The 11,728-nt window shown below is 60.4% G+C and carries 10 protein-coding genes; 3 read left to right on the top strand and 7 right to left on the bottom strand.

Going from position 1 to position 11,728, the window contains the following annotated elements; genetic code table 11:
* The first annotated feature begins 131 nt into the window (after positions 1–131).
* Positions 132–2,426, top strand: coding sequence for an ABC transporter transmembrane domain-containing protein (locus Q1W40_RS07335; RefSeq protein WP_300710505.1), 2,295 nt, complete (start codon positions 132–134; stop codon positions 2,424–2,426).
* A complete protein-coding gene (locus tag Q1W40_RS07330; RefSeq protein ID WP_300710503.1) occupies positions 2,423–2,887 on the top strand; it encodes a DUF1854 domain-containing protein in 465 nt (154 codons plus the stop codon). Before Q1W40_RS07335 ends, Q1W40_RS07330 begins: the two co-directional genes overlap by 4 nt.
* Positions 2,888–3,103: 216 nt before the next feature.
* On the opposite strand, the gene Q1W40_RS07325 is transcribed toward Q1W40_RS07330, so the two are convergent.
* From Q1W40_RS07325 to Q1W40_RS07300, 6 genes are all read right to left on the bottom strand, one after another.
* Positions 3,104–4,468 carry an MBL fold metallo-hydrolase gene (locus Q1W40_RS07325; RefSeq protein ID WP_300710501.1) on the bottom strand — a complete coding sequence of 455 codons (1,365 nt, stop codon included), beginning with the start codon at positions 4,466–4,468 and terminating at the stop codon, positions 3,104–3,106.
* Positions 4,469–4,733: 265 nt separating this feature from the next.
* On the bottom strand, positions 4,734–5,867 hold the full coding sequence (gene dnaJ, locus Q1W40_RS07320; protein WP_300710499.1) for a molecular chaperone DnaJ: 1,134 nt from the start codon (positions 5,865–5,867) through the stop codon (positions 4,734–4,736).
* Between the two features lie 104 nt (positions 5,868–5,971).
* Positions 5,972–7,891, bottom strand: a complete 1,920-nt coding sequence (gene dnaK / locus Q1W40_RS07315) for a molecular chaperone DnaK (RefSeq protein ID WP_300710497.1) — start codon at positions 7,889–7,891, stop codon at positions 5,972–5,974.
* Positions 7,892–8,078: 187 nt separating this feature from the next.
* Positions 8,079–8,627, bottom strand: a complete 549-nt coding sequence (grpE, locus tag Q1W40_RS07310) for a nucleotide exchange factor GrpE (RefSeq protein ID WP_300710495.1) — start codon at positions 8,625–8,627, stop codon at positions 8,079–8,081.
* An 88-nt stretch (positions 8,628–8,715) separates the two neighbouring features.
* Positions 8,716–9,066 carry an FKBP-type peptidyl-prolyl cis-trans isomerase gene (locus Q1W40_RS07305; protein ID WP_108326534.1) on the bottom strand — a complete coding sequence of 117 codons (351 nt, stop codon included), beginning with the start codon at positions 9,064–9,066 and terminating at the stop codon, positions 8,716–8,718.
* A gap of 64 nt (positions 9,067–9,130) precedes the next feature.
* Complete coding sequence (locus tag Q1W40_RS07300; RefSeq protein WP_300710492.1) at positions 9,131–10,303, bottom strand: fumarylacetoacetate hydrolase family protein; 1,173 nt, start codon at positions 10,301–10,303, stop codon at positions 9,131–9,133.
* A gap of 184 nt (positions 10,304–10,487) precedes the next feature.
* On the opposite strand from Q1W40_RS07300, the gene Q1W40_RS07295 reads away from it, so the two are divergent.
* Entirely contained in the window at positions 10,488–11,138 is a 651-nt protein-coding gene (locus tag Q1W40_RS07295) for an OmpA family protein (protein WP_300710490.1), read from the top strand.
* A gap of 285 nt (positions 11,139–11,423) precedes the next feature.
* Here Q1W40_RS07295 and Q1W40_RS07290 read toward each other — a convergent pair.
* The coding region (locus tag Q1W40_RS07290; RefSeq protein ID WP_300710487.1) for a MarR family winged helix-turn-helix transcriptional regulator at positions 11,424–11,728 on the bottom strand (305 nt) is incomplete at its 5' end.

Below are 11,728 nucleotides of genomic sequence, written 5' to 3'. Positions count from 1 at the left end.
GCCAAAGTGTTGACAAGAAGCTCAGGATTCAAAAAATTCATGGGCAATTTTGTTGCAGTCTTTGGCCAAATCAATGGTTGTTTTTTGCGGCTCGCCCATTGGGCGTGTCGGGCTCTTAGCGGTTCACCTTCATGACTCCAACAACTTCTTCAGTCTTGCCGCGTTCGGTGGTTCCGGATGCGTGGCAGGCCGAGGTTTCTTCGCATCTTCAATCAGAAGAAAACGTTTCAGCCTGGCTGGAGGTTGACCTCGATGGGGAACTGCTCTTTGCTAAAAATGTCATTATTTTGACCGATCGGCGGGTTTTATCGCCCGGTCATGCAGAAAAAAGTTGGCAAAGTTGGCCCTTGCAGCCCGATTTGAGCCTGAAACTGAGTGACCATGCGAGTGTGGGGACCTTGGAGCTGGCCCATCCTGGCGGTCGGCTGGGTGTCTGGCGCTTCACTTTGGGCCTGCAATCGGCTGTGGCCCGTTGGATTAGCCAGTTTGAAAACCAGGTGGCTCAGTTGTCCGGTGATGGCCAGCCATTGCAAAAAACCCTGGCGGTCTCGGTCTGCCCGGTGTGCCAGGCGGTCATGCGCGAGGACGATGACGAATGCCCCAGCTGCGGCCGCGAAGACCTGGCACCCCCATCCACCTGGACCCTGCTCAAGCTCTGGCGTTTTGCCAAGCCCTACAAGCGGTCCCTGCTGGGCGGTTTTGTCCTCACGCTGGCATCGACCGCGGCCACCCTGGTGCCGCCGTACCTGACCATGCCCTTGATGGACGACATCCTGATCCCTTACCAAAACGGTGCGCCGATCGATCCTTCTTTGGTCTCCATGTACCTGTTGGGCCTGCTCGGCGCCGCTTTGCTCGCCTGGGTCTTGGGCTGGGCCAAGACCTACATATTGGCGCTGGTGTCCGAGCGCATCGGCGCGGACCTGCGCACCACCACTTATGAGCATCTGCTCAAGTTGTCCTTGGAATATTTCGGCGATCGCCGCACCGGTGACCTGATCGCCCGCATTGGCAACGAGACCGACCGCATCAACGTCTTCCTGTCACTGCACCTGCTGGACTTTGCCACCGACGTGCTGATGATTGTGATGACGGCGGTCATTTTGTTCACCATCAACCCCACCTTGGCGATGGTGACCTTGTTGCCGCTGCCATTCATTGGCTGGCTGATCCATGTGGTGCGCGAGCGCTTGCGCACCGGCTTCGAAAAGATCGACCGCGTCTGGGCTGAAGTGACCAACGTGCTGGCCGACACCATCCCCGGCATCCGCGTGGTCAAGGCCTTTGCCCAGGAAGACCGCGAAGCCACCCGCTTCAAGGACGCCAACCGCCACAACCTGATGGTCAACGACCGCCTCAACCGTGTCTGGGCCTTGTTCTCGCCCACGGTCACGCTGATGACCGAAGTGGGCTTGCTGGTGGTCTGGGGCTTTGGCATCTGGCTGGTCTCGGACGACAAGATCACGGTCGGTGTGCTGACGGCTTTCCTGGCCTACATCGGCCGGTTTTACGGACGTCTGGACACGATGAGCCGCATCGTCTCGCACACCCAAAAAGCCGCCTCGGGCGCCAAGCGCATTTTTGACATCCTGGACCACGTCTCCAGCGTGCCCGAACCGGTGAACCCTTTGCCATTGCCGCCCGTGCAAGGCCGCATCACGGTGCGCGACGCCGGTTTCCGCTATGGCAACCGCGCCGTCATCCGCCAGCTCAACCTCGACATCCAGCCCGGTCAGATGATTGGTCTGGTGGGCCACAGCGGCTCGGGCAAGAGCACGCTGGTCAACCTGATCTGCCGCTTTTACGACCTGACCGAAGGGGCGATTGAGCTGGATGGCACCGACATCCGTCAACTCAAAATCGCCGACTACCGCAGCCAGATCGGCTTGGTCTTGCAAGAGCCCTTCCTGTTCTTCGGCACGATTGCCGACAACATTGCCTATGGCAAACCGGGTGCCACACGTGAAGACATCGTGGCCGCTGCCCGAGCAGCCCATGCCCACGAATTCATCTTGCGCATGCCGCAGGGTTATGACTCGCTGGTGGGTGAGCGTGGTCAGGGCTTGTCAGGCGGTGAGCGCCAGCGCATCTCCATTGCGCGTGCTTTGTTGATCAACCCACGCATTTTGATTTTGGACGAAGCCACTTCGGCGGTGGACACCGAGACCGAAAAGGAAATTCAGCGTGCCCTGGACAACTTGGTGCGCGGCCGCACCACGATTGCGATTGCGCACCGTTTGTCGACCTTGCGCAAGGCCGACCGACTGGTGGTCATGGACAAAGGCGTGGTCGTGGAAGAGGGCTCGCACGACCAACTGATCGAAGCGCAGGGCGCGTACTGGCGCCTTTATGAAGCGCAGCAGCGACAGGCCGAAGCCGAAGCGGTTTTGGGCGGCAGCACAGAAGAACAAAAGGTGAGCGCATGAACGCATTTGAATTGCAACGCGATGCCTTTGGCCTCTGGGCCTTGGTGTTGGCCGACGGCACGCGCCATTCGCCCGTGACGGCCATTCGCGCCTACCCCATCACAGACCCTGAGGGCGGTGTGGCCCTCATGGACGCCGAAGGCCACGAACTGCTCTGGATCGACCAGCTGGCCCAATTGGCACCAGATGTGCGCAGCCAAGTCATGCAAGCACTGACGGAGCGCGAGTTCCTGCCCGTGATCGAAAAGCTCGAAGGCGTCAGCAGCTTCGCCACGCCCAGCACCTGGACGGTGGTGACCAACCGCGGCACCACGCAATTCTTGCTGAAAGGCGAGGAAGACATCCGTCGCCTGACCGGCACCGTGCTCTTGATCAACGACGCCGATGGCGTGCAGTACATGATCCGCGACCTGGCGGCCATGGACAAACACTCGCGCAAACTGCTCGACCGCTTCCTGTAGGTCGAGGGCTTCAGCCCCGACATGCGTTTGAGCCCCCATGTCACCCCGGGCGAAGACCCGGGGTCCCTCTGCAGCTTCATGGATACCGGATCAAGTCCGGCATGACCATTTGTTAGCAGCTCGTCGGCACCTTCAGGTCCGACAGGGGGGTGGACGAAGGCGGCATGTCGGGGCTGAAGCCGCCGAACTGCAAGGGGTAAGTCCAATGCATTCTTTTCAAAGCGGCCAGACCGAGCCCTGTTCGGGCACCATGGCACGCCACTTGATCTCGTGCTCGATGCGTTGGCGCAGCATGTCGGACGCTTCGCGCTCGCCGTGTACCACATAGACCTGCCCGGGGGCGCTGGGCATTTTGTGCAGCCAGCTGAGCAACTGGTTGGCATCGGCATGGGCCGAAGCCGATTCGATCTGCACCACCTCGGCCCGCACCGCCACATCCTGCGCATGGATGCGGATGGTGCTTTGGCCGCTGGCCAGCGCGGCGCCCCGTGTGCCGGGGGCCTGGTAGCCCGTCAAGATGATCATGTTGCGGTGATCGCCCGCGTATTGCGCCAAGTGGTGCAGCACGCGCCCACCGGTGGCCATGCCGCTGGCCGCCAGGATGACCATGGGGCCATGCCGCTTGGCCAACGATTTGGATTGCTCGGGTGTCTCCAGCATGGTGGCCACGCGGTCCATGGCATGTACTTCTTGCGCACTGAGTCGGTGTTCGCCCATGTGCCGATCAAACAGCGCCGTGGTGTGGATGGCCATGGGGCTGTCCAGAAAAATCGGCAAACCATGCGGAATCTCACCTGCAGCCTTGAGCTGTGCAATGGTGTGCAATACCGCCTGCGCACGCCCCACGGCAAACACCGGTACCACCGCCACACCACCGCGTGCGGCCAGCTTGTGCAGCAAGGGGCCGAGTTCGGCAAACAGTTTTTCCTTGGGGTGCTGGCGGTCGCCATAGGTGGACTCGATCAGCACCGTGTCCGCTTGCGGTGGCGGCTCGGGCGGGTTCATCAGCGGATCATCGGGGCGCCCCAAGTCACCCGAGAACAGGATGCGCCGGCCGGCCACATCGAGCAGCAAACTGGCCGCACCCAAAATGTGACCGGCGGGTTGAAAGCGTGCTTTCCAGCCTCGGATCGGTTCAAACCATTGGCCTTGCCGCTCGGCATGCAATTGCTTGAGACTGGTGATCGCCTCTTGCTTGGTGTACAGCGGCAGTGCGGGGGCGTGCTTGGAAAAGCCATGCCGATTGGCAAAGAAGGCGTCTTCTTCCTGAATGTGTCCACTGTCCGGCAGCAAGATGGCCGCCAGATCGCAGGTGCCCGAAGTGGCATGCACGCGACCGCGAAAGCCTTCTTTGACCAGCAAGGGCAAGTAACCGCTGTGGTCCAGATGCGCGTGGGTCAGCACCACTGCGTTGATCTGACTGGGTACCACAGGCAACGGATTCCAGTTGCGCAGGCGCAGTTGTTTGTAGCCCTGAAACAGGCCGCAATCGACCAGCAGACGCTGTCCGTTGTGCTCGATCAGGTACTTGGAGCCGGTGACGGTGTCGGCTCCGCCGAGGAAGGTGATGGTGGCGCTCATGCTTTGCATATTGCCTCTAAAACAAAAAGGCTGTTTGACTTGAGTCAAACAGCCCTTGTTGATGCGACGCTCGAAGTGTTGGACTCATGGATCCCGGCTCGGAGGCCGGGATGACAAACTGATGCGACGTTCGAAGTAATGGGCTCATGGATCCCGGCTCGGAGGCCGGGATGACAAATGGAATGGACAGCTTGTTTGTATGCCGACTTGGTTTGTCACCCCGGACTTGATCCGGGGTCCATCCCTTGCAGTTTCAATGCGCAGTTCACCCGCCGAAAAAGCCCTTGAGCTTGTCGGTCCAGCCTTCACCGGAGGGCTGGTGTTTGCCGCCGCCTTTCTGGATCGAGTCCTCGAACTCCTTGAGCAGCTTTTTCTGGTGCTCGGTGAGTTTGACCGGGGTCTCGACGGTGATGTGGCAATACAGATCGCCGGGATAGCTGCCGCGCACGCCCTTGATGCCCTTGCCGCGGATGCGGAACTGCTTGCCGGTTTGTGTGCCTTCGGGGATGTCGATGGCCGCTTTGCCGCCCAGTGTCGGCACTTCGATCTCGCCGCCCAAAGCGGCTTTGCTGAAGCTGATCGGCACGGCGCAATGCAGGTCGTCGCCATCGCGCTCAAAGATCGCGTGCTTTTTGAGGCGGATCTCGATGAACAGGTCGCCAGGCGGCCCGCCATTGGTGCCGGGCTCGCCGTTGCCTGCGCTGCGGATGCGCATGCCGTCGTCGATGCCGGCCGGGATTTTGACTTCCAGCGTTTTTTGTTTCTTGACCTTGCCTTGACCGTGACAGGTGCCGCAAGGATCAGGGATGATCTTGCCGGTGCCTCGGCAGTGCGGGCAGGTTTGCTGCACGCTGAAAAAGCCTTGGCGCATCTGCACCTGACCTTGCCCGTGGCAGGTGGAACAGGTCTTGGCGCTGGTGCCAGGTTTGGCGCCGCTGCCGTGGCAGGTGTCGCACTCGTCCCAGCCGGGGATGCGCAGTTGCGAGTCCTTGCCGTTGGCCGCTTCTTCGAGCGTGATCTCCATCGCGTAGCTCAGGTCGGCCCCGCGGAAGACCTGACGGCCACCGCCACGACCACCGCGGCCCTGGCCGCCAAAGATGTCGCCAAAGATGTCACCGAACGCATCGCCGAAACCGCCAAAGCCTTCTGCGCCGCCGCGCATATTGGGGTCCACGCCGGCGTGGCCGTGCTGGTCGTAGGCCGCACGTTTTTGGGGGTCCGACAGCATCTCGTAGGCCTCTTTGACCTCTTTGAACTTGGCTTCGGCGTCCTTGGCGGCGTCGCCCTGATTGCGGTCAGGGTGGAACTTCATCGCCAGCTTGCGATAGGACTTCTTGATGTCTTCGTCCGAGGCGTTTTTGGGAACGCCCAGCACTTCGTAAAAATCTCGTTTGGCCATGGCTCAATCAAACCGTTAGAACAAGAACGCCGCGAAGGCGATTCAGTCACCTGAATCAGCTTGCGCGGCGGGACTGCGACCCCAGGGCCGCAGAGCTTGGGGTATCAGCCCTTTTTGACTTCCTTGACTTCAGCGTCCACGACGTTGTCGTCTTGTGGTTTGGCTTGCTCGGCGCCTGCACCCGCAGCGGCTTGCTGCGCTTGCATCTCGGCATAGACCTTCTCGCCCAGCTTCTGGCTGGCCGTCATCAGGGCTTCGGTCTTGGCTTCGATGGCGTCTTTGTCTTCGCCCTTCAACACTTCTTCCAAGTCCTTGGCAGCGGCTTCGATGGCTTCTTTTTCAGCCGCTTCGATCTTGTCGCCATGCTCGCTCAGGCTCTTCTTGACGCTGTGGACAGCGGCTTCGCCTGCGTTGCGCGCTTGCACCAGTTCGAGCTTTTTCTTGTCTTCGGCAGCGTTCAGCTCGGCATCTTTCACCATTTGCTGGATTTCTTCTTCCGACAAGCCCGAGTTGGCCTTGATGGTGATCTTGTTTTCTTTGCCAGTGCCTTTGTCTTTGGCGCCCACGTGCAAGATGCCGTTGGCATCGATGTCAAAAGACACTTCGATCTGGGGCGTGCCACGCGATGCGGGTGGAATGCCTTCGAGGTTGAATTCACCCAACAGCTTGTTGCCCGAAGCGATCTCGCGCTCGCCCTGGAACACCTTGATGGTCACGGCCGGCTGGTTGTCTTCAGCCGTCGAGAAAGTCTGTGCAAACTTGGTCGGGATGGTCGTGTTCTTGGTGATCATCTTGGTCATGACACCGCCCATGGTCTCGATGCCCAAAGACAAAGGGGTCACGTCCAGCAGCAGCACGTCTTTGCGGTCGCCCGAGAGCACCTGGCCCTGGATGGCGGCGCCGACGGCCACGGCTTCGTCAGGGTTCACATCTTTGCGGGGTTCCTGGCCAAAGAATTCTTTGACTTTCTCTTGCACCTTGGGCATGCGGCTCATGCCGCCCACCAAAATCACATCGTGGATGTCGGAGACCGACACGCCCGCGTCCTTGATGGCCATGCGGCAAGGGGCGATGGTGCGCTCGATCAGCTCTTCCACCAACTGTTCCAGCTTGGCGCGGGTCAGCTTGACGTTCAGGTGTTTGGGGCCTGTGGCGTCAGCCGTGATGTAGGGCAGGTTGACGTCGGTCGAGGCCGAGCTGGACAGCTCGATCTTGGCCTTTTCAGCGGCTTCTTTCAGGCGCTGCAGGGCCAGCACGTCCTTGGTCAGGTCGACGCCGGATTCTTTCTTGAACTCGGCAATGATGAAGTCGATGATGCGCTGGTCGAAGTCTTCGCCGCCCAGGAAGGTGTCACCGTTGGTGGACAACACTTCGAACTGCTTTTCGCCGTCCACGTCGGCGATTTCGATGATGGACACGTCAAACGTGCCGCCACCCAAGTCATACACGGCGATCTTGCGATCGCCTTTTTCGGTTTTGTCCAGGCCGAAAGCCAAGGCAGCCGCGGTCGGTTCGTTGATGATGCGCTTGACGTCCAAACCAGCGATGCGGCCTGCATCTTTGGTGGCTTGACGTTGTGCATCGTTGAAGTAAGCGGGCACCGTGATGACGGCTTCGGTCACTTCTTCGCCGAGGTAGTCTTCGGCGGTTTTCTTCATCTTGCGCAGAATTTCAGCGCTGATTTGAGGTGGGGCCAATTTGTTGCCGCGCACTTCCACCCAAGCGTCGCCGTTGTCGGCTTTGGCGATGGTGTAAGGCATCAGGTCGATGTCTTTTTGGACTTCTTTTTCGGCGAACTTGCGGCCGATCAGGCGCTTGACCGCGTACAGGGTGTTGCGGGGGTTGGTGACCGCTTGGCGCTTGGCCGAGGCGCCGACCAGGATCTCGCCGTCTTCCTGATAAGCAATGATCGACGGGGTGGTGCGAGCGCCTTCGGCGTTCTCGATCACTTTGGTCGTGTTGCCTTCCATGATGGCCACGCACGAGTTGGTGGTGCCCAAGTCAATACCGATGATTCTTCCCATGTTGATTCTCCAAAATTCAGTGAAAGTGCAGATGGTCTGCAAGTGGGGCGGGGTGGAAACTTTTCAAGTCCCCCCACGCCAAAAAAGGTTTTGCGTTGTTTTTGCAGGAGCCCACCCCTTGGGCGATGGGCGTGGCACACGCCCTGAAAATCATCGCCCACGGGGTGGGCTCCTACAGGAATTGGCCTTATTTGGGGGCGGTGACCGTCACCAGGGCCGGGCGCAACACGCGCTCGGCGATCAGATAGCCCTTTTGCAGCACCGTGACCACGGTGTTGGCGTCCTGCTCGGCAGGCACCACGCTGATGGCCTGGTGGTGGTGCGGGTCGAACTTGGTGCCCGCAGCCGGGGCGATCTCGACCACTTTGTTGCGCTCCAGCGCGCTTTTGAGTTGGCGCAGGGTGGCTTCCGAGCCTTCGCGGATCTGTTCCAGCGTGGCGTTGGGGATGGCCAGACCGGCTTCCAGGCTGTCCAGCACGGGCAGCAAGCTGTCGGCAAAGCCTTCAACAGCGAACTTGCGAGCCTTGGCGATCTCGTCGTCGGCACGGCGGCGGGCGTTTTGCACATCGGCCTGGGCGCGCAGGTACTGGTCGGCCAGATCGGCGTTTTGGGCCTTCAGGTTGGCCAGTTCGGCTTGGGCATCGGCCAATGGATCGGTCGGCTGCATGGCTGCTGCAGCGGCCAGTTCCTCGTCGCTCAAAGGTGTGTTTTCGGGGTTATGAGTGGCTTCTGACATGAAAAATGTCCGCAAAAATGAATGAACCCCTTTCAAATAGGGGTTCAGGGTGGGGTTTTCAAGAGGGGGCGCCGCCATCGGCGCGCGCTCAGTTCAGCGCCAACAGTTCCACATCAAATTTCAAGGTGGCGTTCGGTGGGATCACGCCGCCAGCGCCACGGGCGCCATAGCCCAGTTCCGAAGGAATGATCAGCGTGCGCTGACCGCCCACTTTCATGCCGGCCACGCCTTCGTCCCAACCCTTGATGACCATGCCTGCGCCCAGAGGGAACACGAAGGGGTCACGGCGGTCGCGGCTCGAATCGAACTTGGCGCCTTGCTGGCCGTCCTTGTAGAGCCAGCCGGTGTAATGCACGGTGACGTCCTGGCCTTTGGTCGCTTCTGCGCCTTCGCCCACGACGGTGTCTTCGTATTGCAGGCCGGATGGGGTGGTGTTCATGGTGAGCTTTCTGTGAATGCGCGAGGCCTGAAACGGTGGCCTCGCTGCGTGCGTAAACCCAAAATTATGCCAGCAGGCCCCTGCGGGCCAGATCGCGCATCAAGGCGCTGATGCCATAGACCCAGGGAGAGGCCTGGTCCGAGGTGGTGATGGTGTTGGTCAAAGTGCCCAGCTTGGGGGTGGACACGCTCACCACATCGCCCACCACATGGGTAAAGCCCTGGCCTGGGCCATGCCGGTCTTGCGTGGGCGCAAACATGGTGCCCAAAAACAGCATCATGCCGTCCGGGTACTGGTGGCAAGGGCCCATGGCCTGGCCCACCAAGTCGAGTGGGTCTCGGCTGATCTGGCTGAGCGAGCTGCTGCCTTGCATCACAAAGCCCTCTGGGCCTTGCACTTTCAGGCTCAGGTCGCACTGGCGCACATCGTCGATGCCAAAGTGTGCGTCGAACAAACGGATGAAGGGGCCAATCGCGCAGCTGGCGTTGTTGTCCTTGGCCTTGCCCAGCAGCAGGGCGCTGCGGCCTTCAAAGTCGCGCAGATTCACGTCGTTGCCCAAGCTGGCACCGACCACTTCGCCACGCGAGTTGACGGCCAACACGATTTCGGGCTCGGGGTTGTTCCATTGGCTACCGGGGTGGATGCCCGCCAGTGCCCCTGTGCCGATGGCGCTCATGGGCTGCGATTTGGTGAAGATTTCGGCGTCCGGACCAATGCCCACCTCCAGGTATTGCGACCACATGCCCTGGGCCAGCAAGACCTCTTTGAGCTTGGCCGATTCGGGCGAGCCGGGTTTGACGCTGCGCAGGTTGTCGCCAATCACGGCCACCACGGCCTCACGCACGGCTTCGGCCTTGCTGGCGTCGCCGCGTGCTTGCTCTTCGATCACGCGTTCCAGCATGCTGGCCACAAAAGTCACGCCCGAGGCCTTGATGGCCTGCAGGTCGCAAGGGGCCATGAACCAGGGTGAAGTCGCATCCAGCTGCGGCGCTTGCGAGTTGGTCAACACATCGCCGGTTTGGGCCAGCACGGGTGCTTTGCCAGCGGCGATGAACTGCCGCACTTGCGTGGCGGCTTGCGGCAATTCGAGCAGTTGGCTGCTGGTCGGGGCCAAGCCAGACAAATCGAACACTTGGCCATCATGGATGCTGACGAGGGTGGCACCCAGGTCAGCTTGCCACATGCGCCCGATGAGGCAGGCTTGTGAAGAGTCGGTGGGCAAAGCGGGGTGGTTCATGGTCGGTTCAGAGATGGCTGAAATAGGAAAAGAGCATGCCAGAAGCCTGAGCGGCATGCTGTCACGCAAGAGCGGTCGTGTCCCGCAAAAGGAAGCAATTTGTTGCAAGCTTGTGCTTTGCATCACGGTTCGGCAGGCTTGATCGCGGTAAATTAAGAGCGTCTACAAACAAAGGATTTTCCACATGACACTTTCAACTCCCCTGAAAGCCACAGGCGCCTTGGTGTGCGGCTTGGCCATCTTGTTGTCCGGTTGCGCCACCGCAACCCCTGAGCAAAAAGGCGCAGGTACGGGTGCTTTGATTGGCGCTGTGGCTGGTCAGGTGCTGGGCCGTGATGCAAAGTCTTCGGCCATCGGTGCCGGCTTGGGCGCTTTGGGCGGCTACATCTGGTCCAAGAACATGGAAGACAAAAAGCGCGCCATGGAAGCGGCCACGGCGGGCACGGGCACTGTGGTCACGCAAACAGCCGACAACCAGCTCAAGCTGAGCATTCCAAACGACATCTCGTTTGCCACTGGGCGCCATGACATTCAGCCGCGCCTGATGCCGATCCTGGACCAGTTCGCGCAAGGCCTGAACCAGCAGCCTTCCATGGAAGTGCGCATCGTGGGCCACACCGACAACACCGGTGGGGATGCCATCAACAACCCGCTTTCGGTCAACCGTGCGCAAAGTGCGCGTGATTATTTGGTGTCGCGTGGGGTGAGCGCCAACCGTATGGCCATCGATGGTCGTGGCTCTCGTGAGCCGATTGCCGACAACAGCAGCGAAGCCGGTCGTGCGCGAAACCGCCGCATTGACATCTATTTGGCCGAACGGGCAACAAGCCGTTGATACCTGGCTTGAATGCATGGACCCCCGATCAAGTCGGGGGTGACCATTTCAAGTCGTGGCGGCGATGCCACGTGGACCCCCGATCAAGTCGGGGGTGACAATTCCAAGTCGTGGCGACGATGCCACATGGACCCCCGATCAAGTCGGGGGTGACCATTTCAGTAGGGGTTGACGACTCCAAGCGGGATTAACTATTCCGAGAGGGGCCGACGATTCCACTTTGGGGCTGTTGTCGATGGATGTCATACCCGCGAACGCGGGTATCCATGTTTGACGACCCGCCACTCAAAGGTAAATTTTTTGCAGCAAGGTGAGCAGTGTTTTGCGTTGCGCAGGCGTCAGTCGTGTGGTTTTTTCGACTTCCAGATCTGACGCGGTTTGCTCTGCCTGCACCATCAGGGCCTGGCCTTTGGCGGTGGCGTGCAGGCCGACGGCACGGCCATCGTGTGGGTGGGGTTTGCGTTCGATCAGGCCGCGCGACTCCAGTGACTGGATCAGGCCCACCAGGTTGGGGGGCAGCAAATTCAAAGCGGCACACAGCTGGCGCGAGGTCACGCCGGGGTTGTGGTGGATGGTGGTCATCACCGAAA

The sequence above is a fragment of the Limnohabitans sp. genome (genome assembly GCF_030158565.1).
Taxonomy (GTDB): domain Bacteria; phylum Pseudomonadota; class Gammaproteobacteria; order Burkholderiales; family Burkholderiaceae_C; genus Limnohabitans_A.
This window is presented reverse-complemented; position numbering and strand designations above follow the sequence as displayed.